25 protein-coding genes are annotated in these 23,737 nt (G+C 67.7%); 11 read left to right on the plus strand and 14 right to left on the minus strand.

Going from position 1 to position 23,737, the window contains the following annotated elements:
* Window positions 1–3: 3 nt before the first annotated feature.
* From rplR to rplO, 4 genes are read left to right on the plus strand one after another with little or no spacing between them, the layout of a single operon-like run.
* The gene (gene rplR, locus BN3385_RS07810) at window positions 4–408 is read left to right on the plus strand and encodes a 50S ribosomal protein L18 (protein ID WP_059015979.1); all 405 of its coding nucleotides are present in this window, start codon (window positions 4–6) and stop codon (window positions 406–408) included.
* A 31-nt stretch (window positions 409–439) separates the two neighbouring features.
* Complete coding sequence (gene rpsE, locus BN3385_RS07815; RefSeq protein WP_059015980.1) at window positions 440–1,150, plus strand: 30S ribosomal protein S5; 711 nt, start codon at window positions 440–442, stop codon at window positions 1,148–1,150.
* 2 nt (window positions 1,151–1,152) lie between these two features.
* Window positions 1,153–1,335 (plus strand): 50S ribosomal protein L30, encoded by a 183-nt coding sequence (rpmD, locus tag BN3385_RS07820; protein WP_059015981.1) that lies wholly within the window; start codon window positions 1,153–1,155, stop codon window positions 1,333–1,335.
* On the plus strand, window positions 1,332–1,775 hold the full coding sequence (rplO, locus tag BN3385_RS07825; RefSeq protein ID WP_059015982.1) for a 50S ribosomal protein L15: 444 nt from the start codon (window positions 1,332–1,334) through the stop codon (window positions 1,773–1,775). Before rpmD ends, rplO begins: the two co-directional genes overlap by 4 nt.
* A gap of 53 nt (window positions 1,776–1,828) precedes the next feature.
* Here rplO and BN3385_RS07830 read toward each other — a convergent pair whose 3' ends face one another.
* A complete protein-coding gene (locus BN3385_RS07830) occupies window positions 1,829–3,022 on the minus strand; it encodes an FAD-dependent monooxygenase (protein WP_059015983.1) in 1,194 nt (397 codons plus the stop codon).
* Window positions 3,023–3,089: 67 nt separating this feature from the next.
* On the opposite strand from BN3385_RS07830, the gene sppA reads away from it, so the two are divergent.
* Window positions 3,090–4,877, plus strand: a complete 1,788-nt coding sequence (gene sppA, locus BN3385_RS07835; protein WP_059015984.1) for a signal peptide peptidase SppA — start codon at window positions 3,090–3,092, stop codon at window positions 4,875–4,877.
* A 60-nt stretch (window positions 4,878–4,937) separates the two neighbouring features.
* Here sppA and BN3385_RS07840 read toward each other — a convergent pair whose 3' ends face one another.
* The 4 genes from BN3385_RS07840 to BN3385_RS07855 form a co-directional block, all read right to left on the minus strand.
* Window positions 4,938–5,270 (minus strand): P-II family nitrogen regulator, encoded by a 333-nt coding sequence (locus tag BN3385_RS07840; protein ID WP_059015985.1) that lies wholly within the window; start codon window positions 5,268–5,270, stop codon window positions 4,938–4,940.
* Window positions 5,271–5,451: 181 nt separating this feature from the next.
* A complete protein-coding gene (locus BN3385_RS07845) occupies window positions 5,452–6,363 on the minus strand; it encodes a class I SAM-dependent methyltransferase (protein ID WP_059015986.1) in 912 nt (303 codons plus the stop codon).
* 6 nt (window positions 6,364–6,369) lie between these two features.
* Window positions 6,370–7,278, minus strand: coding sequence for an SAM-dependent methyltransferase (locus BN3385_RS07850; RefSeq protein ID WP_059015987.1), 909 nt, complete (start codon window positions 7,276–7,278; stop codon window positions 6,370–6,372).
* A complete protein-coding gene (locus BN3385_RS07855; protein WP_059015988.1) occupies window positions 7,275–8,198 on the minus strand; it encodes a class I SAM-dependent methyltransferase in 924 nt (307 codons plus the stop codon). Before BN3385_RS07855 ends, BN3385_RS07850 begins: the two co-directional genes overlap by 4 nt.
* Before the next feature lie 295 nt (window positions 8,199–8,493).
* Between BN3385_RS07855 and secY the strand changes: the two genes are divergently transcribed.
* The 6 genes from secY to BN3385_RS07885 all read left to right on the plus strand — a co-directional run bounded on the left by secY (window position 8,494) and on the right by BN3385_RS07885 (window position 12,997).
* On the plus strand, window positions 8,494–9,819 hold the full coding sequence (gene secY, locus BN3385_RS07860; protein ID WP_059015989.1) for a preprotein translocase subunit SecY: 1,326 nt from the start codon (window positions 8,494–8,496) through the stop codon (window positions 9,817–9,819).
* Window positions 9,816–10,361: an adenylate kinase gene (locus tag BN3385_RS07865; protein ID WP_059015990.1), complete on the plus strand. Its 546-nt coding sequence runs from the start codon at window positions 9,816–9,818 to the stop codon at window positions 10,359–10,361. The genes secY and BN3385_RS07865 overlap by 4 nt, the downstream gene beginning before the upstream one ends.
* Window positions 10,362–10,382: 21 nt before the next feature.
* On the plus strand, window positions 10,383–11,180 hold the full coding sequence (map, locus tag BN3385_RS07870; protein ID WP_059015991.1) for a type I methionyl aminopeptidase: 798 nt from the start codon (window positions 10,383–10,385) through the stop codon (window positions 11,178–11,180).
* A gap of 66 nt (window positions 11,181–11,246) precedes the next feature.
* Window positions 11,247–11,762 (plus strand): sigma-70 family RNA polymerase sigma factor, encoded by a 516-nt coding sequence (locus BN3385_RS07875; protein ID WP_059015992.1) that lies wholly within the window; start codon window positions 11,247–11,249, stop codon window positions 11,760–11,762.
* Entirely contained in the window at window positions 11,759–12,469 is a 711-nt protein-coding gene (locus tag BN3385_RS07880; RefSeq protein ID WP_059015993.1) for an anti-sigma factor family protein, read from the plus strand. Before BN3385_RS07875 ends, BN3385_RS07880 begins: the two co-directional genes overlap by 4 nt.
* A 27-nt stretch (window positions 12,470–12,496) precedes the next feature.
* Window positions 12,497–12,997, plus strand: a complete 501-nt coding sequence (locus tag BN3385_RS07885; protein ID WP_059015994.1) for a MarR family transcriptional regulator — start codon at window positions 12,497–12,499, stop codon at window positions 12,995–12,997.
* Window positions 12,998–13,069: 72 nt separating this feature from the next.
* On the opposite strand, the gene mmsB is transcribed toward BN3385_RS07885, so the two are convergent.
* From mmsB to BN3385_RS07930, 9 genes are all read right to left on the minus strand, one after another.
* Window positions 13,070–13,939 carry a 3-hydroxyisobutyrate dehydrogenase gene (gene mmsB / locus BN3385_RS07890; protein WP_059015995.1) on the minus strand — a complete coding sequence of 290 codons (870 nt, stop codon included), beginning with the start codon at window positions 13,937–13,939 and terminating at the stop codon, window positions 13,070–13,072.
* 16 nt (window positions 13,940–13,955) lie between these two features.
* A complete protein-coding gene (locus tag BN3385_RS07895) occupies window positions 13,956–15,149 on the minus strand; it encodes an acyl-CoA dehydrogenase family protein (RefSeq protein ID WP_059015996.1) in 1,194 nt (397 codons plus the stop codon).
* 7 nt (window positions 15,150–15,156) lie between these two features.
* Window positions 15,157–16,677 carry a CoA-acylating methylmalonate-semialdehyde dehydrogenase gene (locus tag BN3385_RS07900; protein ID WP_059015997.1) on the minus strand — a complete coding sequence of 507 codons (1,521 nt, stop codon included), beginning with the start codon at window positions 16,675–16,677 and terminating at the stop codon, window positions 15,157–15,159.
* Window positions 16,678–16,775: 98 nt separating this feature from the next.
* On the minus strand, window positions 16,776–17,771 hold the full coding sequence (gene rfbB / locus BN3385_RS07905; RefSeq protein ID WP_059015998.1) for a dTDP-glucose 4,6-dehydratase: 996 nt from the start codon (window positions 17,769–17,771) through the stop codon (window positions 16,776–16,778).
* Window positions 17,772–17,801: 30 nt separating this feature from the next.
* Window positions 17,802–18,659, minus strand: a complete 858-nt coding sequence (locus BN3385_RS07910; protein WP_059015999.1) for an LLM class F420-dependent oxidoreductase — start codon at window positions 18,657–18,659, stop codon at window positions 17,802–17,804.
* A gap of 17 nt (window positions 18,660–18,676) precedes the next feature.
* A complete protein-coding gene (locus BN3385_RS07915) occupies window positions 18,677–19,510 on the minus strand; it encodes an LLM class F420-dependent oxidoreductase (RefSeq protein WP_059016000.1) in 834 nt (277 codons plus the stop codon).
* A 16-nt stretch (window positions 19,511–19,526) separates the two neighbouring features.
* On the minus strand, window positions 19,527–20,366 hold the full coding sequence (locus BN3385_RS07920) for an LLM class F420-dependent oxidoreductase (RefSeq protein WP_059016001.1): 840 nt from the start codon (window positions 20,364–20,366) through the stop codon (window positions 19,527–19,529).
* Between the two features lie 29 nt (window positions 20,367–20,395).
* The gene (locus tag BN3385_RS07925; protein ID WP_059016002.1) at window positions 20,396–21,877 is read right to left on the minus strand and encodes an ATP-binding protein; all 1,482 of its coding nucleotides are present in this window, start codon (window positions 21,875–21,877) and stop codon (window positions 20,396–20,398) included.
* A gap of 25 nt (window positions 21,878–21,902) precedes the next feature.
* On the minus strand, window positions 21,903–23,603 hold the full coding sequence (locus BN3385_RS07930) for an NAD(P)/FAD-dependent oxidoreductase (RefSeq protein WP_059016003.1): 1,701 nt from the start codon (window positions 23,601–23,603) through the stop codon (window positions 21,903–21,905).
* Between the last annotated feature and the right edge of the window lie 134 nt (window positions 23,604–23,737).

Raw genomic sequence — 23,737 nt, forward strand, 5'->3', positions numbered from 1 at the left:
GTCATGGCTCAAGCACAGACCGCTACCGATCGCACGCCGGTCGGCACCACCGCTTCGGCGGCCCGCCGGGCGTCCCGGCTGCGCCGGCACGCCCGGCTGCGCAAGAAGGTCGTCGGGACCGCCGCGCGTCCGCGGCTCGTGGTCAACCGCTCCTCGCGGCACATCCACGTGCAGCTCGTCGACGACGGCACCGGTACCACCCTGGCCGCTGCGTCGTCCATCGAGGCCGATGTCCGTGCCGTCGAAGGCGACAAGAAGGCCCACAGCGTCCGCGTCGGCCAGCTGATCGCCGAGCGCGCCAAGGCCGCCGGCATCGAGGCCGTCGTGTTCGACCGCGGTGGTAACACCTACGGCGGCCGTATCGCGGCGCTGGCCGATGCCGCCCGCGAGAACGGACTGAAATTCTGATGATGACTGCACACAACGGAGGGACCGCATAATGGCGGACCAGACTTCAGACGCCCCGGTGACCAACACCGGTGGCCCGAGTGCCGGCACCCGCACCGACGAGCAGCGCGGCGGACGTGACGATCGCGGTGGCCGCGGCCGTCGTGACGACCGTGGTGACCGCGGCGGCCGTGGCGGACGCGACGGCGGCGAGAAGAGCAACTACCTGGAGCGCGTCGTCACGATCAACCGCGTGTCGAAGGTCGTCAAGGGTGGTCGCCGGTTCAGCTTCACCGCCCTGGTGATCGTCGGCGACGGCAACGGCCTGGTCGGTGTCGGCTACGGCAAGGCCAAGGAAGTTCCGGCCGCCATCGCCAAGGGTGTCGAAGAGGCTCGCAAGAACTTCTTCCGCGTCCCGCTGATCGGTGGCACCGTCACCCATCCCGTCCAGGGCGAGGCTGCGGCCGGTGTCGTGATGCTGCGTCCGGCCAGCCCGGGTACCGGCGTCATCGCCGGCGGTGCCTGCCGCGCGGTGCTGGAATGCGCCGGCGTGCACGACGTGCTGGCCAAGTCGCTGGGCAGTGACAACGCGATCAACGTGGTGCACGCCACCGTTGCCGCGCTCAAGCTGCTGCAGCGTCCCGAAGAGGTGGCCGCCCGTCGCGGGCTGCCCATCGAAGACGTCGCGCCGGCCGGCATGCTGCGCGCGCGTCGGGAAAGCGAAGCGCTGGCCGCTGCGGCAGCGCGTGAGGGAAGCGCATAACCATGGCAGAACTGAAGATCACCCAGGTGCGCGGCACCGTCGGTGCGCGCTGGAAGCAGCGTGAGAGCCTGCGGACGCTGGGCCTGAAGAAGATTCGCCAGTCGGTGGTCCGGGAGGACAACCCGCAGACCCGCGGACTGATCCGGGTCGTCCACCACCTCGTCGAGGTTGAGGAAGTCAAATGAGTGTCATCAAGCTGCACGACTTGAAGCCGGCTCCCGGCTCCAAGACGCCGAAGACCCGCGTCGGTCGCGGCGAGGGCTCCAAGGGTAAGACCGCCGGCCGCGGTACCAAGGGCACCAAGGCGCGCAAGAACGTGCCGGTGACCTTCGAAGGCGGGCAGATGCCGATCCACATGCGGCTGCCCAAGCTCAAGGGCTTCCGCAACCGGTTCCGCACCGAGTACGCCGTGGTGAACGTCGGTGACATCAACCGGGTGTTCCCCGAGGGCGGCACCGTCGGCGTCGACGAGCTGGTGGCCAAGGGCCTGGTTCGCAAGAACGTGCTCGTCAAGGTTCTCGGTGACGGCAAGCTCACCGCCAAGATCGACGTGACCGCACACAAGTTCAGCGGCAGCGCCCGTGAGGCCATCACCGCCGCGGGTGGCACGGCCACCGAGCTGTAGATCCGGTCCTACACAAAATCCCGCACGCCTGGCGCGTGCGGGATTTTTGTGTGTCAGGACGCCAGTGCCGGATAGCCGGGCAGGTCGTCGGCTTGCCCCTGCGGTGAGCTGAGCTTGCCGGCCAGTCCCCGGGCGGGACGTGATCCGGCGACTCGCAGCACCCCGCGGGTGACAGCCAGTGCCGCACGGCTGCGTGGATGCGCGAGGCGGGGAGTGCCGGGGGGCAGTTTCTGCGCCCGGTCGACGAGGGGGCGCATCCGGTCTTCGTATCCAGTTGCTGCAGCCACAAGGGAAGGGGCCGAACTGATTTCACCGGCCAGGATGTAGCCACCGGTCAGCGCCAGCGTGGTACCGATACCGCTGACCGGGGTCGCGCACCATGCGGCGTCACCACAGAGGAACACCCGGCCGCGGGCCCACCGCGGTGCCTTCACCTGGGTCAGGTAATCGAGGTAGAACTCATCGGAGGTGGCCAGGGCGCCGAGGATGCGGGGTGCTTTCCACCCGACGTCGCCGAACACCTCGTGCACCGCGCTGCGCTGCCCGTCAGAGTTCAGTTCAACCAAACCCGGGTCGTCGGACAGAAAGGACAGCGCGACGCGAGTGGTGCCGACGTTGTCCGGCCGGATGGTGATCGTCCGGCCGCCGACGGCGTTGTACCAGGACCACCAGTCGTCATCGGAGCTGTCGCGGGCAATGGTGCCGAACGCCGTGTACAGCCCCAGTTCCCGCAGGCTGACATCGTCGAACACCAGGCCCCTGGTCCGTGATCGGGCACCCTCGGCGAGGATCACCACGTCGCAGTCGTGAACAGAACCGCCGGCAAGGATGGCGGTCACGCCGTCGGGGCGCTGCTCCAGGCGCTCGATGCGCTCGCCGAACCGATAGGACACCATGCCATCGCCGGAGTCCACCAGGGTGCGGGCCAGTGCCCCGCGTAGCACCTCCATCTCGGCGGTGGCACCGGAGCTGTCGTCACGCCCGGCCGGGAATTCGGCAAGTACCCGGTTCTCATCGACGAACCGCAGACCAACCTCACCGGTTGTCTGTGCCGCCACCGCGGCCTCCAAACCCATGCGGCGCAACACTTCTCGACCCGGCCCACGGACATCGATGTTCTGGCCGGCGGTGCGCAGCACATCAGCGCGCTCGATCACGGTTACCCGGTGCCCGGCCTTGGCCAACCAGTACGCCGCTGTCGGTCCGGCAATGCTGGCACCGGAGATCAGGATGTCCACTGCACCCACCCTAACCAACCTGTGAACGTTGCCGCGGTGACCGAAGCGGCGCACGGGCCGTCGGTAGGCTCAAAGAATGTTCTCTCTTCTGACGGGCTTGCCGGGTGTGGACGACGTCCGGGCGCTGGCCCGCAAGGTTGACACTGCACGCCATCACGGCGTGCCCGACGGCGTCATCCTCGAACTCGATCTGCAGACCGTACCTGCCGAGACCGCCGGCTTCGACCCACTGACCTTCATCACCGGCGGTGGGCGCCCACTGCTGCTCGCCGACGCCGTCGCCGCAATCCATCGCGCCGCTGAGGACGACCGGGTCGCGGGTCTGATTGCCCGCGTGCAGCTTTCGGCCGCCCCTGCCGGTCCCGTCCAGGAGCTTCGGGACGCGATTGCCGCCTTCACCGCGCGGAAGCCGTCGGTGGCATGGGCCGAGACCTATCCGGGCACCCTGGCGTACTACCTAGCCTCGGCGTTCACCGAGGTGTGGTTGCAGCCGTCGGGCACGGTCGGCCTGGTCGGGTTCGCCACCAACGCGCTGTTCCTGCGCGACGCCCTCGACAAGGCCGGAATCGAGGCCCAGTTCATCACCCGCGGTGAGTACAAGTCGGCGGTGAACGTCTTCACCGAGGATCACTACACCGACGCCCACCGGGAAGCCGACTCCCGCCTGATCGAAAGCCTGCACAGCCAGGTCTGGCAGGCCATCGCGGAGTCCCGGGGAATCGACGTCGCAGCAGTCGACGCCCTGGCCAACCGGGCACCGCTGCTGCGGGATGACGCGGTCGACGGGCACCTGGTGGACCGCATCGGATTCCGCGACGAGGCCTACAGCCGGATCGCCGAACTGGCAAACGTAGAGGGCATCTCGCCGGAGACCGGTGACGCCGACTCCGACGACGGGCCGCCCCGGCTGTTCCTGTCTCGCTATGCCCAGGCCGGCCGGGGTGGGCCGGGCATGCCGTCGTTGCCGGGCCGCAAGAAGCCCAAGATCGCCGTCGTCACGGTGGCCGGGGCGATCGTGAACGGTCGGGGCGGCCCGAACCTCTCCCCGCTGGGCCGGCCCAGCGCCGGTGCGGACACCATCGCCGCTGCGCTGCGCCAGGCCGGTAGCGACGCCGATATCGCAGCGGTGGTGTTACGCGTCGACAGCCCCGGTGGATCGGTGACCGGTTCGGAGACCATCTGGCGCGAGGTGGCCCGCGTACGTGCCAAGGGCAAGCCGGTGGTGGCCTCGATGGGTGCGGTGGCCGCGTCCGGGGGCTACTACATCTCCATGGATGCCGACACCATCGTCGCCAACCCCGGAACTATCACCGGGTCGATCGGGGTGCTGACCGGCAAGCTGATCGCGCGCGGCCTCAAGGAGCGTCTCGGTGTCGGCTCGGATTCGGTGCGCACCAACGACAATGCCGATGCGTGGTCGCCGAACGCACCCTTCACCGAGGAGCAGCACGCGATGGTCGAGGCAGAGGCCGATCTGTTCTACACCGACTTCATCCAACGGGTGGCACACGCGCGGGGTCTGTCGGTCGAGGCGGTCGATACGGTGGCGCGTGGCCGGGTCTGGACCGGCGCCGATGCGATCGACCGCGGCCTGGTCGACGAACTCGGTGGGCTGCGCACCGCGGTGCGCCGAGCCAAGGAGCACGTCGGCCTGGATGCTGACGCCGATGTCGAGCTGGTGGCGCTCCCGGGATCCTCGTTGCGGGATCTCCTGCGGCCCAAAGCATCTTCTCAGCCCGCGGCGGCATCGCTACCCGATGCCATTGCGGCGCTGCTCGGCCAGACGGTCCGCGGTGTCGTGGAGCGCGGCGAACGGGCGCTGACCGGGACCAGTGCGTTGTGGATCGGGGACAGTCGCTTCTGAAACGTCCGGCGCGGCGAGGCCGAAGTGGAATGCCGGCCGCGCCGCGCCGCACGCTTCACGCTAGACCAGCGCTGGTGCGACCTGCGGGATGGTGATCACCTGATCGGCGTCGACGACCCACAGCTTGCTGGTACCGAGAAGGCCGGTGTCACTGGCGAGCGTGACGCTGTCGATGATCCGGTCGACCTCGGTGTCGGCGACCAGCAGTTCGACTCGGAACTGTCGCGAGAAGTACTTGGGCAGCTTCACGCCGCGGTACACCTCGACGGCGATTTCCTCGCCTTGGTACTGCTGGACCTCGCTGATCGTCAGCGACTCCACACCGGCCGTGGGAAGCGCGTTGGCGAGACCCTCGACCGATACCTGTTCGATGATTGCCGTGATGAGCTTCATCGTGCTGTCTCCATCTGTCGGAACGGCGCAGGAGCCTGGTTGCCCCTGCGGATCGGCTCTCGTGCCTCACGTTGACAACTGTGCTGCGCTGGGGCCGCCGAGAACTCGTCAAGACAGACGGGAGTATTGATGGTGTGCGTGTCCGCCAACCGGGGGACAGGCTGACGGGCCGGGTGGCCGATCAGGCCAAACTGGCGCTGACGTAGACGATCTCGCCCAAGGGATCGTATCCCTCCCGGTCGGGAGGTTGTAATCCGTTGCGCCGGAACAACTCATCGCCCGGGACGCCGGTGACCTGCCACCCCTTGGCGCCGAGATACTCCATGACATGGCTGCGGGGTCCGGGGTAGATCAGCGACGGCATATCGAGGGAGAAACCCTGCTGGCGCATGTTCGCCGCCATCTCCCGGGCTTTGTCGACATCGAAATCCATGATGCCGGGCACATATTCGGTCGCCACTGTGCTGCCGGGTGCGCTCAGTTCGGTGATGGTGTCGAACAGTGCGTCCTGGGCTTGTGGTGGCAGGTAGATCAACAGGCCCTCGGCCAGCCAGGCGGTAGGGGCCGACGGATCGAAGCCGGCCGCACGCAGTGCGGTGGGCCAGTCCTCGCGCAGGTCGATGCCGACGGTGCGCAGCTCGGCGATCGGCTGTGCGCCGAGATCCTCGAAGACGCCGGCCTTGAACTCGATGACCTGGGGCTGGTCGATCTCGTACACCACCGAACCGGTAGGCCAGGGCAGCCGGTAGGCGCGCGAATCCAGGCCAGCAGCCAGGATGACCGCCTGCCGGATCCCGGTGCCGGCCGAGGCGACGAAGTATTCGTCGAAGAACTTGGTGCGCATGGCCATTCCGGCGATCATGGCCTGTACGCGGTCGGGGCCGTCATCGCCGAACGGTGAGATGTCCAGGTCGCCGTCGATCATCCTGGTGAAGAAGTCGATCCCCACCGCGCGGACCAGGGGCTCGGCGAACGGGTCGTCGATGAGGTGCCGTTCGTCCCTGGTGGCCATGGCCCGGCCGGCGGCCACCATGGTCGCGGTGGCGCCGACGCTGGAGGTCAGGTCCCAGGTGTCGTCATCGGTGCGAGTCATCCTGACCTACTTTCGAATTGCCGTGACGGACAAGGAGTTACTCAACGAGACGCTGAGATCGCCGGTCGGGAAGTCGCGGCCGTGGCTCGCGAACAGATCCGGGCGGCTGCGGGTGCTGACCTGCCAGCCGCGCGCCTCCAGGTAGTCCACCACCGCATTGCGCTCACCGGTGTAGAACAGGTCGGCCATGTTGAGATCGAGCCCGAGGTCTCGCCACCGGCTGCTGATCGCCTGGGACCGGTCGGCCAGCCCGCGCCCACCGTCCGGGTGGTATTCGGTGGCCAGCCGACTGCCCGGCGCAGATAAGGCGGTGATGTTGTCGAACAGCCTGTCCTGGGCGTCCGGCGGCAGGTAGGCGAGCAGCCCCTCGGCACTCCACGCCGTCGGCTTCGTGTCGTCAAAACCCTTGGCCCGCAGGGCTGCCGGCCAGTCCTCCCGCAGATCGACGCTCACCGCACGGAGGTCGGCGGTGGGGGAGGCGCCGAGAGCGGCCAGCGTCTCGATCTTGAAGTCGATGACCTTGGCCTGGTCGATCTCGTAGACCACCGTGCCCGCAGGCCACTCCAGCCGGAACGACCGCGAGTCCAGACCGGACGCCAGGATGACCACCTGCCGGATCCCGGCGTCGCCGGTCGCCTCCAGGAAGAAGTCGTCGAAGAAGCGGGTCCGCACCGCCATCACGTCGGTCATCACCCGGGCGGTGCCCTCGGTGTCCACGGCCGCCATATCGATGTCCCCGTCGACCATCTTGGTGAACAGGTCGATGCCGACCGCGCGCACCAGGGGCGCGGCGAACGGGTCGTCGATGAGGGCATTCTCTTCGCGGCTGGCCACGGCGCGGGCCGCGGCGACCATGGTGGCCGTGGTCCCGACGCTGGTGGCCAGGTCCCAGGAGTCGCCGTCGCTGCGGCTCATCGGCGACCGCCCAGGGTGGCGCTGATGTAGTACAGCCGGCTCATCGGATCGTCGCCGCCGAGGGTGGTCCGGCCGGCGGCCGTCAGCAGCTCGTTCACCGTGGCAATGGCGGTCTGCCAGCCATGTTCGCGGAGGTAGTCACTCGGCTCGTTGCGCTCACCCAGGTAGACGAGGGTGCCGAAGTCGAGATCCATCCCCTGCTCGCGCCAGGCGGCGGCGTGGGTCTGCATCTCCTCGCGGGTCTTCTGTTGGTCCTCGGCAGGAGTGGGCGGCGCGCAATCGATGGCTATCCGGCTGCCCGGAGCCGACAGGGCCGTGACAGTGTCCAGCAAGCGATCCTGCGCCTCCGGCGGCAGGTATGCCAGCAGTCCCTCGGCGCTCCAGACGGTGGGTGCCTGCGGGTCGAAACCCGCTTCCCGCAAGGCACCCGCCCAGTCGTCGCGCAGATCCATCGCGACCGGGCGCCGCTCGCAGCGGGGTACCGCCCCCTGCTCGGCCAGCGTCTCAGTCTTGAACGCGATCACGTCGGGCTGGTCGATCTCGAAGACCAGCATCCCCGCCGGCCAGTCCAGGCGGTAAGCGCGCGAGTCGAGTCCGGAGGCCAGGATCACGGCCTGCCGGATCCGGGCAGGGCCGGCCGCTTCGGTGAAGAACCCGTCGAAGAAGCGGGTCCGGACGGCCATGTTGTCGGTCATCCGGGCGATGCCCACGGCCATCTGGCTTTCCGCGTTGGGGAGGTCACCGCCGGCCATCTTGGTGAAGAAGTCGATGCCTACCGCGCGAACCAGCGGTTCGGCGTAGGGATCGTTGATCAGTGGCCGGTCCTCTTTGGATGCAGCGGCGCGGGCGGCGGCCACCAGGGTGGCGGTCGCACCCACGCTGGATGCCAGGTCCCACGTGTCGTTGTCGGTGCGCGTCATCGTCTCAACCTCACTGGTACGACTTATACTTAGCCAAGGTAACCACTAGCGACTGTACGCCGCGGTGGCTGCGCGTTGGCTGTGCGCGCGGTCCGTCCCGCTGCAGACCCGCGGCGCGGCTGTGTGGATTGCCGTCCTGCCTGGGCCAACTGTTACTCTCGTAGACTGTTTGAGCGCGCGGTGTTGCAGGCTTTTAAGCTGGCGGCGATCGCCGCAAGGCAGGACTACCCAACCGCTGGCCAGGCCAGCCCCAATGGCACGCCGTGACATGCCGTCCGGCTGCCCAGGAGGAAGAGTGCTCTCGGCTTTCATCTCATCGCTGCGGACAGTCGACCTGAGGCGAAAGATCCTGTTCACCCTGGGCATCGTGATCCTGTACCGGGTCGGTGCCTCACTGCCGTCCCCGGGCGTCAACTACAAGAACGTCCACCAGTGCATCGAGCAGGTCAGTGGCGGCAGCGGCGCGCAGATCTACTCGCTGATCAACCTGTTCTCCGGCGGCGCGCTGCTGCAGCTGACGGTGTTCGCGGTGGGCGTCATGCCCTACATCACCGCCAGCATCATCGTGCAGCTGCTGACGGTGGTCATTCCGCGCTTCGAACAGTTGCGGAAAGAAGGCCAGGCCGGTCAGGCCAAGATGACGCAGTACACGCGTTATCTGGCGATCGCGCTGGCCATCCTGCAGGCCACCAGCATCGTGGCGCTGGCCGCCAATGGTGGCCTGCTGCAGGGCTGCACCCTGGACATCATCTCCGACCAGAGCATCTTCGCCCTGGTGATCATCGTCCTGGTCATGACCGCCGGCGCCGCCCTGGTCATGTGGATGGGCGAGCTTGTCACCGAGCGCGGTGTCGGCAACGGTATGTCGCTGCTGATCTTCGCCGGTATCGCCGCCCGTATCCCGGCTGAAGGCAAGAGCATCCTGGACAGCCGCGGCGGCCTGGTGTTCACCGCGGTCTGCGCGGCCGCACTGCTGATCATCATCGGCGTGGTGTTCGTCGAGCAGGGTCAGCGCCGTATCCCCGTCCAGTACGCCAAGCGCATGGTCGGCCGCAAAATGTACGGCGGCACCTCGACCTACCTGCCGCTGAAGGTGAACCAGGCCGGCGTCATCCCGGTCATCTTCGCCTCGTCGCTGATCTATATCCCGCACCTGATCACTCAGCTGATCCAGAGTGGCCGGACCACCCCGAGCAACAACTGGTGGGACCGCTTCGTCGCGAACTACCTGACCAACCCGGCCGACCCGGTCTACATCGGCATCTACTTCGGCCTGATCATCTTCTTCACCTACTTCTACGTCTCGATCACGTTCAACCCCGATGAGCGGGCTGACGAGATGAAGAAGTTCGGCGGCTTCATCCCCGGCATCCGCCCGGGTAAGCCCACCGCCGACTACCTGCGCTACGTGCTCAACCGGATCACCCTTCCGGGCTCGATCTACCTGGGTGTGATCGCCGTTCTGCCTAACGTGTTCCTGCAGATGGGGAACAGTGGCGGCGTCCAGAACTTGCCGTTCGGCGGCACAGCGGTTCTGATCATGATCGGCGTCGGTTTGGATACCGTCAAACAGATCGAGAGCCAGCTCATGCAGCGCAACTACGAAGGGTTCCTGAAGTGAGAATCGTTTTGCTTGGACCGCCCGGCGCGGGCAAAGGAACGCAGGCGGTCAAGCTGGCGGACAAGTTGGGAATCCCGCAGATCTCGACCGGCGACCTGTTCCGGCACAACATCAGCACCGGCACCGAGCTGGGGCTGGAGGCCAAGAAGTACCTCGACGCCGGTGACCTGGTGCCCGCCACGCTCACCAACGCCCTGGTCGACGACCGGCTCAACGACGCCGACGTCGCCGGCGGATTCATCCTCGACGGCTTCCCGCGCTCGGTCGAGCAGGCCGAGGCCCTCAAGCAGATGCTGGCCCGCCGCGACCTCAAGCTCGATGCGGTGGTCGAGTTCCGGGTGCCCGAGGCCGAGCTGGTCGAACGGCTCAAGGGCCGCGGCCGCGCCGACGACACCGAAGAGGTCATCCTCAACCGGATGAAGGTCTACCGCGACGAGACCGCCCCGCTGCTGGACTACTACTCCGGCGAGCTCAAGACCGTGGATGCCGTCGGCTCCCTCGACGAGGTCTTCGCCCGGGCGCTGCACGCACTGGGCCGCTGAGTCCTGGGCCGCTGAACCACGATGGTCTCCCTGCCTGGACTGCCTCACCGCAAGACCGTGCCGGCCCGCACGGCCGGTGAACTGGACGCGATGGCGGCCGCTGGCGCGGTGGTGGCCGCGGCACTGCGGACGGTCCGGGAAGTCGCCGCCGCGGGCATGTCCACCAAGGATCTCGACGACGCCGCCGAGACGGTGATCCGGGAGGCCGGTGCCATCCCGTCCTTCCTGGGCTACCACGGCTATCCAGCGAGCATCTGTTCGTCGGTCAACGACCGCGTGGTCCACGGCATCCCGAGGGCCGACGAGAAGCTGGCCTCCGGTGACCTGGTGTCCATCGACTGCGGTGCGATCCTCGACGGCTGGCACGGCGACGCCGCGATCACCTTCGGCATCGGCCCGCTGATCCCGATGGACGAGGCACTGTCGGCGGCCACCAAGGCGTCGATGGAAGCCGGTATCGCCGCGATGATCCCCGGCAACCGCCTGACCGACGTCTCGCACGCCATCGAACAGGGCACCCGCGCCGCCGAACGGACCTACGGCCGCCGCTTCGGCATCGTCGAAGGCTACGGCGGACACGGCATCGGCAGACAGATGCACATGGACCCGTTCCTGCCCAATGAAGGCAAGCCCGGCCGCGGCCCGCACCTGGTGGTCGGATCCGTGCTGGCGATCGAACCCATGCTGACCCTGGGCACGGTCAAGGTCAGGAAGCTGGCCGACGAGTGGACCGTCGTCACCGCAGACGGTACCCGGGCCGCGCATTGGGAGCACACCGTGGCCGTCACTGAAGACGGTCCGCGCATCCTCACCGCCTGACGCACATTCCGGGCGCACACTTGAACCGGGCGCACGCCGGTTTCGTGTCTCTTCCGGAGGTTGGTGATGGACGATCCGGAGGCTGCGCTGATGCGGGTGCTCTACCGCGACCATGCCGCGGCGCTGTGGCGCTACGCGGTGCGGCTCACGGGTGACCCTGCTCGGGCCGAGGACGTGGTCCAGGAGACCCTGTTGCGCGCCTGGCAGCATCCCGAGGTGGCCGAGGACGCCGACCGCTCCGCGCGGGCCTGGCTGTTCACCGTCGCCCGCAACATGATCATCGACGAGCGGCGCAGTGCGCGCTTCCGCAAGGAGACCGACTCGCTGGACACCCCCGGCGCCCCGGACCGGGCCGGCCCCGACGAGGTCAACTCCGCACTGGACCGGTTGCTGCTCGGCGACGCCCTGGCTCAGCTGTCCGCCGATCACCGCGCCGTGATCCGGCGGTCCTACTATCTGGGCTGGAGCACCGCGCAGATCGCCGCGGATCTGCAGATCGCCGAGGGGACCGTGAAGTCGCGGCTGCACTATGCGGTGCGCGCGCTGCGGCTCACACTGCAGGAGATGGGGGTGACGAGGTGACCGACGTCGACCCCTACGAACTCTGGGACGCCGCCTACGTGCTGGGCTCGCTGTCGAGCAGTGAACGCCGCGAGTACGAGGCCCATCTGAGTGGGTGCCGGCCGTGCCGTGCCGCGGTGGCCGAGCTCAGCGGGATGCCCGCACTGCTGGCGATGATCGGGCCGGACGACGTCGCCGCGATCGACGAGGGCGGCCTGGAACCGCCCCCGATCCGGGCCGAGTTGCTCGACGACGTGCTGGCCAAGGTTCACCGGCGCCGTCGCCGGACCCGCTGGATCACCTGGACGGTGAGTGCGGCCGCCGCGGCGGTGCTGGCGGTCGGAGTGGTGCTGGCGATCAAACCCGCCCAGATCGGGGTGGCACCCACTGACACGAACACCGTGGCGCTGAACATGACGCCGACCGCGGTGCCCTCGGAGTTCGACGCGACCGTGGTGCTGCGCAGCGAGGGATGGGGCACCCATGTGGAGATGACGTGCACCTACCGGGAGGAATCGGCGGCTGCCCACGACGACTCCGGGGGCGACAAGCTGGCCATGTATGCAATCGGGCGGGACGGTTCGCGGGTCCAGCTGGCCACCTGGATGGCGCTGGAAGGCGCCACCGCCTCGCCGTCCGGGAGCACCTCGATGCCCATCGGCGACATCGCCGCCGTGCAGGTGGTCTCGGCGGACACCGGAGACGTCCTGCTGCAGCGCAGCCTGTGAGCCGCTGGCGTAGGGCACTATGGGCCCATGCCGGCACCGGAGAAGCGAGACCCCATTGCTGCGGCGCGCGCCAACTGGGAGCGTGCGGGCTGGGGTGATGTCGCTGAGGGGATGGTCGCGGTCACGTCGGTGATGCGCGCCCACCAGATCCTGCTGGCCCGCGTCGAGAACGCGTTGCGTCCCTACGACCTGAGCTTCTCCCGGTTCGAGCTGTTGCGGCTGCTCGCGTTCAGCCGGACCGGGGCGCTGCCCATCACCAAGGCCTCCGACCGGCTGCAGGTCCACGTCACCAGCGTCACCCATGCCATCCGGCGGCTGGAGGCCGACGGTCTGGTCATGCGGGTGCCGCATCCGACCGACGGCCGCACCACCCTGGTGCAGATCACCGACCTGGGCCGCTCGACGGTCGAGGACGCCACCGCGACGCTCAACGAGCAGGTGTTCGCCGAAATCGGGATGTCACCGAAAGAGGCCCAGGCGCTGGTGTCCTCGATCGAGACGCTGCGCCATCACGCCGGCGACTTCTGAGCCCGCGCCCAGATCGACGAAATGGCGCGATCCACGTGAACTTTCGCGCCCGTTTGTCGGGTTCGGCGGGGGTTAGCGCAGGCTTTGGATGACCGCGCTGAAGTCCAGGTCGGAGTGTTCCACGGCGAACGCCGCATAGATCTCGGCGGCGTGGGTGCCCAGCGGAGCCGACGACCCGGTCGACGACACCGCGGCCATCGCCAGGCCGAGGTCCTTGTTCATCAGCGCGGTCGCGAAACCGGGCTTGAAATCGTTGTTGGCCGGTGACGTCGGAACCGGGCCGGGCACAGGGCAATTGGTGTGCACCGCCCAGCAGTTGCCGGTCGCGCCGGTGATGACGTCGAACAGCGACTGCGCCGAGAGTCCCAGCTTCTCGGCCAGCACGAAGGCCTCGCCCACGGCGATCTGCTGCACCGCCAGCACCATGTTGTTGCACAACTTGGCCGCCTGGCCGGCGCCGGAGGAGCCGCAGTGAATCACCTTGGCGGCCATCGGTTCCAGCACAGCCCGGGCACGCTCCAGGGCGTCGGGCTCACCGCCGACCATGAACGCCAGCGTGCCGGCCACCGCACCCTTGACGCCACCGGAGACCGGGGCGTCGAGCTGGGCGAAACCGCTGTCGAGGGCCTGCTGGTGCACCGCGCGTGCGTCGTCCACCGAGATGGTGGAGCTGTCGATGAACAGTGCACCCGCAGCCGCGGCGGGCAGCACCTCCTCATAGCAGCTCTTCACCAGCGTGCCGTTGGGCAGCATGGTGATCACCACATCGGCGTCGGCCACCGCGGCCGCGCCGGTGTCGAACAGCTGCACACCCTTGTCCTGCGCGGCCTGCCGGGCCGCAGGGACCGGGTCGAACCCGTGGACGGTGTATCCGGCGTTGATCAGGTTCGCCGCCATCGGGCCACCCATGTTGCCCAGTCCCAGGAACGCGACGGTCGTCATATGCAGGCTCCTTTGCCTATGCGGTCGCGCGTGCCCGGGCTGCTTCGGCCGGATTGCGAGCACCGCTCGCGACCGCCCGCCCGATGACCACGCGCATGATCTCGTTGGTGCCCTCCAGGATTCGGTGCACGCGCAGATCGCGGACGATCTTCTCGATCCCGTACTCCCGGAGATAGCCGTAGCCGCCGTGCAGCTGCAACGCCTGATCGGCGACGGTGAAACAGGCGTCGGTGACGTGCAGCTTGGCCATCGCGCACAACGACACCTTGTCCGGATCATCGTCATCGAGGGCACTGGCCGCGCGCCACAGCAGCAGCCGCGAGGTTTCCAGCGCGGTGGCCATGTCGGCCAGGGCGAACCGGATAGTCGGTTCGTCCAACAATGCCCCGCCGAAGGCCTGCCGGTCGGCCAGATAGCTTGCGGCCTTGTCGAATGCGGCTTGCGCACCGCCCAGCGAGCAGGCCGCGATGTTCAGCCGCCCGCCGTTGAGTCCGTTCATGGCGATGCCGAAGCCGCTGCCCTCACCCTCGGGCCCACCGAGCATGGCATCGGCGGGAACCCGGACACCCTCCATGATGACCTGGGCGGTGGGTTGGGCACTCCAGCCCATCTTCTCCTCGTTGGCCCCGAAACTCAGTCCCGGAGTGCCGTTTTCGACGAGGAAGGCGGAGATTCCGCGCGGACCGTCACCACCGGTGCGGGCCATCACCACATAGAGGTCGGAGCGGCCCGCCCCGGAGATGAACTGCTTGACGCCATCGAGCACGTAATGCTCGCCGTCCCGAACAGCCTTGGTGCGCAACGCCGCCGCATCCGAGCCGGCGCCCGGTTCGGTGAGGCAGTAGCTGGCGATGGCCTCCATCGACGCCAGCTTCGGAATCCAGGACTTGCGCTGATCGGCGGTGCCGTAGGTGTCGACCATCCAGGCGCACATGTTGTGGATCGAGATGAACGCGGCAATGGCCGGATCGGCGGTGGCGAGCTGTTCGAAGATGCGCACGGCATCAATCCGCCGCAGTCCGCTGCCGCCCACGTCCTCACCGCAATAGATCGCCGCCATCCCGAGTTCGGCCGCCTCCCGCAGCACGTCAACGGGAAAGTGCTTGTCGTGATCCCATTGCAGTGCTTGCGGGGCAAGACGTTTGGCGGCGAATGCGGCCGCCGTTTCGGCGATGACGCGTTCGTCCTCGTCGAGGGCAAATGGACTCATTGCCCCTCTATTTCATTGTGGGGATGACGAACTCGGCGCCGTCCTTGATACCCGAGGGCCACCGCTCCGTGACGGTCTTGGTCTTGGTGTAGAACAGGATCGAGTGCGGCCCATGCTGATTGAGGTCGCCGAAGCCGGAACGCTTCCAGCCGCCGAAGGTGTGGTAGGACACCGGCACCGGGATCGGCACGTTCACGCCGACCATGCCGACCTGCACCCGGGAGACGAAGTCACGCGCGGTGTCGCCGTCACGGGTGAACACCGCGACCCCGTTGCCGTACTCATGCTCGGAGGGAAGGCGCAAAGCCTCCTCGTAGTCGTGGGCCCGCACGATGCACAGCACCGGTCCGAAGATCTCGTCGGTGTAGATCGACATGTCGGTGGTGACATGGTCGAACAGGGTGGGGCCGATGAAGAAGCCGCCCTCCAGGCTTGCGTCGTCAAAGGTCAGCTCGTCGCTGCCCTTCTCGCGGCCGTCGACCACGATCTCGGCACCGGCGGCGACACCGGCGTCGATGTAGTCCCGCACCCGCTTGAGGGCGGCGGCGGTGACCAGCGGGCCGTAATCGGCCTTGGGGTCCAGGCTGTGGCCGACGCGCAACTCGTTGATCCGCTCGACAAGCCTGCCGCGCAACCGGTTTGCGGTCTCTTCGCCGACCGGCACCGCGACACTGATGGCCATGCACCGCTCACCGGCGCTGCCGTAGCCGGCGCCGATGAGAGCGTCGACGGCCTGGTCCAGGTCAGCGTCGGGCATCACGATCATGTGGTTCTTGGCGCCCCCGAAGCACTGCGAACGCTTACCGTGCGCCGCGGCGGTGGAGTAGATGTACTGCGCGATATCGGAGCTGCCGACGAAGCCGACGGCCTTGATGTCGGGATGGGTCAGGATCGCGTCGACGGCCTCCTTGTCGCCCTGCACCACCTGGAACACCCCGGCGGGCAGGCCGGCTTCGAGGAACAGCTCGGCCAGCCGCACCGGCACCGAGGGGTCGCGCTCGGACGGCTTGAGGATGAAGGCGTTACCGCATGCCAGGGCGGGGCCGGCCTTCCACAGCGGGATCATCGCCGGGAAGTTGAACGGGGTGATGCCGGCGACCACGCCCAGCGGCTGGCGGATCGAGTACACGTCGATGCCGCCGCCGGCGCCCTCGGTGAACTCGCCCTTGAGCAGATGCGGGATACCGATGGCGAACTCGATGACCTCGATGCCGCGCTGGATGTCGCCCTTGGAGTCGGCGACGGTCTTGCCGTGCTCGATCGACAGCAGCTCGGCCAGCTCCTCGACGTTGGCGTTGACCAACTCGATGAACTTCATCAGGACACGGGCCCGGCGCTGCGGGTTCCAGGCCGCCCATTCCTTCTGCGCTTCAACCGCCGAGGCCACCGCGGTGTCCACGTCAGCGGCCGATGCGAGCAGAACCTGGGCCTGCACCTCGCCGGTGCTGGGATTGAAAACGTCCGCGGTGCGCGTGCTGGTGAGGCTGCTGCGCTTGCCGTCGATGAAGTGCTGGATCGCTGTGCTCATGGCTGTCCCTCGGCTGTCCGGGTGAATACTAGGACATCCTAGTAACGGGGCTCGGCGAACCGCAAGAGTGGAAAAGCAGCAGGATGACCGGCCGGGTCTCAGTGGCCGCGTTCGGCGTAGGTCGCCTCGACCTGTTCCTTCAGCGGACCCCACCACCATGGGTTGTCGCGGTACCACGCGATGGTGGTCGACAGCCCGTCGGCGAAGTCGGTGTGTTTGGGAGCCCACCCGAGTTCGGCGCGCAGCGCACTGGAGTCGATCGCATAGCGCAGATCGTGGCCGGCCCGGTCGGCGACATGGTCGAAATCGTCGGGATCGCGGTCCATCAGCTGCAGGATCAACCGCAGCACCGACAGGTTGTCGCGCTCACCATCGGCGCCGATCAGGTAGGTCCGACCGATCTCGCCGTCCTCCAGGATCCGCCACACCCCGGTGTTGTGGTCCTCGACATGGATCCAGTCCCGGATGTTGGCGCCCGCGCCGTAGAGCTTGGGCCGGCGCCCGGTAAGGATATTGGTGATCTGGCGCGGGATGAACTTCTCGATGTGCTGATAGGGCCCGTAGTTATTGGAGCAGTTCGAGATCGTCGCGCGTACGCCGTAGGAGCGCACCCAGGCCCGCACCAGCAGGTCGGCCGAGGCCTTGGTCGCCGAGTACGGGCTCGACGGGTTGTAGGGCGTCGACGCGGTGAACCGGCTGTCGCCATCCAGGGGCAGGTCGCCGTAGACCTCGTCGGTGGACACGTGATGCAGCCGCACCCCGTGCCTGCGAACCGCCTCCAGAACCGAGAAGGTGCCGATCACATTGCTGCGCAGGAAGGTCGACGGATCGGCCAGTGAGTTGTCGACGTGGGTCTCGGCGGCGAAATGGACCACCGCGTCGGATTCGGCGACCAGCCGGTCGACCAGGGCCTCGTCGGTCAGATCGCCTTCGACGAGCCGGATCTGGTCCTGTACGCCGGCCAGGGACTCCCGGCTACCGGCATAGGTCAGCGCGTCGATCACGGTCACCGTCGCGCCGGGGCGCTCCCGCACGGTGCTGTGCACGAAATTGGCGCCGATGAACCCGGCACCGCCCGTGACCAACAACCGCATGGTGTCACCCTAACGGGCGCGCACCGGCGATCAGTGAGCTGCGGTCAAACCCAGCGGACCGGCCAGTTCGGTCAGCGTCGGGATGAGCTTGTCCCAGCCGCCCAACACCTGGATTGTCACGTGGTCGGCCCCGGAATCGAGGTGTTCGGTCAGGCGCGCGGCCACCGCGTCGGCGGTGCCGTGGGCCACCACCGCGTCGATCAGCTTGTCGCTGCCCGGCTTGGCTACGTCGGCGTCGGTGAAGCCCAGCCGCTTCCAGTTGTTGACGTAGTTGCTCAGGTCCAGATAGAAGCCGACGCTGTCCCGGCCGAGGGCGCGCGCAGCCTCCGCGTCGGTCGACAACACCACCTTGTGCTCGGGAGCCAGGAATACCGACCCGCCCACCAGATCGCGCGCCTGGGCGGTGTGTTCGGGGGTGGTCAGGTAGGGATGGGCACCGGCGCTGCGCTCGGCCGCCAGCTGCAACACCTTGGGTCCCAACGCGGCGATCACGCGCCGGCTCGTCGGCACCTGCCGGGCGTCCAGCTCATCGAGATAGTCCACCAGCGCCGTGAAGGGCTTGCGGTACTCCTGGGTGTGCTCCGGGTGGCCGACGCCGACCCCGAGCAGGAACCGGCCCGGGTAGGCCTCCTCGATCCGGTGGTACGAGGCGGCGACCTCGTCGGCCGGTGCGCTCCAGATGTTGACGATCCCGGTTGCCACCGACAGGTTCTCGGTGGCCGCCAGAATCGGTTCGACGAAGTCCAGTCCGGCGGCCGGTGAGCCACCGACCCAGACCGCGCCGTACCCCAGCTTCTCGATCTCGGCGGCCTGCTCGGGCTTCGGTGCGCCACCGGTCCACACCCCGAATCGGCCGAGGTTGGGCTTGAGCAGAGCGGGGTCGGTCACGACATTCTCCTTCGGGGTTAGAGGCCGAGCGGTCCGGCCAGTTCGGCCAGTGCGGGGACGAGCTTGTCGGGGGAGGTGAGCACCTGGACCGGGACGTGGTCGGCGCCGGCGTCGAGATGTTCGGTCAGGCGCGCGGCGATGGCCTCCGGGGTGCCGTAGGCGACGACGGCATCGACCAGCCGGTCGCTGCCCGGACGGGCGACGTCGGCGTCGGTGAAGCCCAACCGCTTCCAGCTGTTCAGGTAGTTCTGCAGGTTCAGGTAGATGTCGAGGGCCTTGCGGCCGACGGCCCGCGCCTTGTCAGCGTCGGTGGTCAGGATCGCCTTGTGCTCGGGGGCCAGGAAGGCCTCCGAGCCGATCAGGGCGCGGGCTTCCGCGGTGTGCTCGGGGGTGGTCAGGTACGGGTGTGCCCCGGCGCTGCGCTGAGCGGAGAGCGTCAGGACCTTCGGGCCCAGGGCGGCCACGACGCGGGCATTCTTGGGCACCCCGTACTCATCGAGCTTGTCCAGGTAGTTGGTGAGCGCGTCGATCGGCTTCTGATACTCCTGATGTGCCTCGGGGTGCCCGACACCGATGCCCAGCAGGAACCGGCCGGGGTAGGCGGACTCGATGCGGTGGAAGGACTCGGCGACCGGTCCGGGCGCCGCGGTCCAGATGTTGACGATTCCCGTGGCCACCTTCAACGTCGTGGTCTTCTCCAGAATCGGCTCCACCCAATCCAATTCGGCCGGCGGTGAGCCGCCCACCCACACCGCTCCGTAGCCCAGGGCTTCGATCTCCTTGGCTTGCTCCGGCGCGACGCCACGGCCGAATACCCCGAAGCGGCCGAGATCGGGTTTGGTGTCGGTCATCGATTGTCCTTTCGGATCAGCTCAGCCCGAGCGGGCCGGCAAGGTCGGCGAGAACCGGCACCACCCGGTCCGGTGGTGCGATCACCTGGACCGGCACGTGGTCGGCGCCGGCATCGAGGTGCTGGGCCAGCCGGGCGGCGATGGCCCCTGGGGTGCCGTGGACCAGCAGGGCATCCACCAGGCGGTCGCTGCCGGGCCGCGCGATGTCGTCGTCGGTGAAGCCCAGCCGCTTCCAGTTGTTGAGGTAGTTCTTCAGGCCCAGGTAGAGCTCGAGCATCGAGCGGCCGACGGCGCGTGCCGCGTCGGTGTCGGTGGTCGGTACCACTGGCACCGCCGGGGCGAGGAAGGCATCGGGGCCGATCACCTCGCGGGCGCGGGCCGTGTGCTCGGGGGTCACCAGGACAGGGTGGGCGCCGGCACTGCGTTCGGCCGCCAGCTCCAGCACCTTCGGTCCCAGCGCGGCGACGATGCGGCGCTGCTTGGGCACGCCGTGCGCGTCGAGGACGTCGAGGTAGTCGTTGAGCGCATCGAGTGGGGCGCGGTAGGTCTGGTCGGCCTCCGGGTGGCCGACCCCGATACCGAGCAGGAACCGCCCGGGGTAGGCGGATTCGATGCGGTGGAAGGACGCGGCGACGGCGTGGGCCGGTGCGCTCCAGATGTTGACGATGCCGGTGGCGACTTTCAGCGTGGTCGTCGCGGCCAGGATGGGTTCGACCCAGTCGAGTTCGGCCGGGGGAGAACCTGCCACCCACACCGCTCCGTAACCGAGTGCTTCGATCTGTGCGGCCTGCTCAGGGCTGAAGCCCATTCCGAAGGCGGCATACCGCCCGAGGGAAGGTGTGGCGTCGTCGCTCATTGGTCGTGCAACCTCACACCGGTCGCCAACTATTCCGGGGCGGGTAATTCCGCCGGCGTCGCGGCCACCGGGGCCGGAGCCACCAGTGGCAACAGGATCGTGAAGCAGGTGTTGCCGGGTTCGGACGTCACCCGGATATCGCCCTGGTGTTTCTCGACGACGATCCGGCGGGCCAGGTCCAACCCGAGGCCGTCGCCCTCGCCGAACGGCTTGGTGGTGAAGAACGCGGTGAAGATCCGGTCGATGATCTCTTCGGGGATCCCGGGGCCGTCGTCGCTGATCTCGACCCGGATCATGTCGTCGGCTTGGCGGGCCGTGCGGATCGTCAGTGTGCCCCGGCCACCCATCGCCTGGATGGCGTTGTTGATCACGACATCCCATACTTCGTTCAAACCGCCTGGGTAACAACCGATTTCAGGCAGTGACTTGTCCCAGTCCTTGACCAGCTTGATGGGCTTGTCGGGGCCGATCTTGTCGCCGAAGAGCGTCTTCAACGTGCTGTGCAGCAACTCGTGCACATTGGCCACCTGGTATTCGGCGCGGTCCATCTGGGAGTACTTCTTCGCCCCGGCCAGCAGACCCGAGATGCGTTCGCTGGCGTCGGCGATCTCGTTCATCCGCAGCTCGGTGTCGATGGTGTACTTCAGCCAGCCGATGGCGCTCTGCAGCGTCGCCGAGCAGTCCACCGAATCGATGGACGCCTCGATGCGTTCCAGCCAGCCCACGTCGAGTCCGGCCTCGACGAAGGTGGGCGCGTAGTCCCAGGCGCTGGCGATGCCGTGGTCTTCCAGCCAGTCGCCGACCTGATCTTCGCGGTCGGTGGTCTCCAGGGCGGTCAGCTGCTGGACCTTGGATTTGGCCACCTGCTCGGCTACCTCGTCCTGGATGCTGACCAGCACGCGCAGGGCTTCCGGGGTGAACTTGCCGTCGGCGAGCATGGCCAGCTTGTAGCGCATCTTGCCGACGCCTTCGCGCAGGTCGGCAACGGCGCGGGCGGTGGCGGCAGCGGGATTGTTGAGCTGGTGGGTCAGCCCGGCGGTGATGGTGCCCAGGGCCAGCAGTTTCTGGCGCTGGCCGATGATCTGGCTCTGCCGCCGGCCGCCGACCATGTGCCCTTCGAGCAGATGGACTGCCATCGGGAACTCGTCGCGCATGAACCGGGCGAAGGCCTCGGCGTCGAGCACGAAGAACCGGGACGGCTTGGTGACGCGCACCGACGCCTGATACAGCTGCTCCTCATCGGGGATATAGGCCGACCAGGCACCGCAGTACACCCCGCGCTGCGAGGTGCGGTTGGTTTCGATGTCGACGCCCCCGGACCGCTTGGACATCACCAGTTCGCCGTCGAGCAGGACGTAGAAACAGGTGGCCGGGTCGCCCTCGACGACCACGGGACCCGGTTCGAAGGTGGCGATGTGGCCGTTGTCGCACAGCGTCTGTAGCTGTTCGTCGGACAGCTTCTCGAACAGGAACAACGTCCGAAGTTCGTCGGGCATGCAGTTCTGGCCCATGTCGCTGTGCCTTTCTAGGCCCTGTCTAGGCCTCTGCCAGATACCGGTGCACGAGCATCACCGCCATCGATCCTTCGCCCACCGCGGCGGCCACGCGTTTGGCCGACTCGGAGCGCACGTCTCCTGCAACAAACACACCCGGCACACTTGTTTCCAGGTGATGCGGTGGGCGGTCCAGAGTCCAGCCCGCGACGTCGCGCAGATCCGGTCCGGCCAGGATGAATCCGTGGTCGTCGACGGCGACGACCTCCTTGAGCCAGTCGGTGCGGGGCTCGGCACCGATGAAGCAGCACATCCGGGTAGAGGCCACGGTGTCGCGCTCGCCGGTCTGCTTGTTCTCCAGCACCAGGCCCGTCAGGTGGTCGTCCTCACCGAGGGTGTCGACCACCTCGGTGCAGGTGCGCACGGTGATCTTCGGGTGCTTCTCGATCCGGTCGATCAGGTAGTGCGACATCGACGCCTCCAGCGAGGGGCCGCGCACCAGCATGGTCACCGACTTGGCCCGCTCGGCCATGAAGAGGGCGGCCTGGCCTGCCGAGTTCGCGCCACCGACGAGGTAGACGTCCTCGCCTTCACATTCCGAGGAGTCCGAGACCGATGCCCCGTAGTAGACGCCCCGGCCGACGTAGTTGCAGGACGCGTCGTCGGGGTTGTCCCAGCACCCGGTGACCCGCAGCTGCCGGTAGTCCACACCGGTGGCGAGAATGACTGAGCGAGCGGCGATTTCGCCGCCGTCGGAGAAGGTGATGGTGCGTGCGGTACCGGCGTCGCCGGCGATCAGCTTGACCGCTTTGCGGGTGGTGATCACTTCGGCGCCGAACCGCTCGGCCTGCCGGCGGGCCGACGTGGTGAGCTCGGCACCGGAGATCCCGGTCGGGAATCCGAGGTAGTTCTCGATACGTGAGCTGCGTCCGGCCTGCCCGCCGGTAGTGGTCTCCTCGATCAGCACCGTCTTGAGGCCTTCGGAGGCGCCGTACACCGCGGCCGCCAACCCGGCCGGGCCGCCGCCGATGACGGCCAGGTCATACATCTCCAGCGAGGGAACGGTCGCCAGGCCGAGCATGCCCGCCAGTTCGGCGTCGGTGGGGTCGACGAGCGTCTCACCCTGTTCGGTGATGACCACCGGCAACTGGAAGCCGTCCAGGCCGGCGGCATCGAGCAACTGGCGGCCCTTGGGTTCGTCGGCCATGAACGAGCGGAACGAGTGCTGGTTGCGGGCCAGGAACTGGCGCACCTCCCAGGACCGCTCGCTCCAGCGGTGACCGATCACCTTGGTGTGCGGGATCGCGCGGTCGCCGGTGGCGTGCCAGGCCTCGAGCAGTGCGTCGAGCACCGGGTAGAGCTTCTCCTCGGGCGGGTCCCACGGCTTGAGCAGGTAGTGGTCCAGGTCGACGACGTTGATGGCGTCGATCGCGGCGTGGGTGTCGGCGTAGGCGGTCAGCAGCACTCGGCGGGCCATCGGGTAGACGTCCATCGCCTCTTCGAGGAACTGGATGCCGCTCATCTGCGGCATCCGGTAGTCGGCGACGAAAACGGCCACGGTTTCGCCGCGCAGTTTCAGTTCGTTCAGCGTTTCCAGCGCATCGGGCCCGGATTCGGCCCGCACGATCCGGTATCTCTCGCCGTAATGGCGTCGCAGATCCCGGGCCACGGCACGGGATACGGCCGGGTCGTCGTCGACGGAGAGAATGACGGGTTTTTTGGGCTGGGGGTGAGGTCCAGTCATCACTGTCCAGTATGCGCTGCCCGTCCAGTGCTATTCAGGTTGGGCTTTGCCGCGCGGATTCCGGTCGCGCGTCGTTCACCTGCGCATTAGGGTGTGGTCACCGGCTCAGCACGCGTTTTGGAGTAGCGCCGGGA

Origin of the sequence: Mycobacterium sp. M26, assembly GCF_001494595.1 — a bacterium.
Lineage (GTDB): Bacteria > Actinomycetota > Actinomycetes > Mycobacteriales > Mycobacteriaceae > Mycobacterium.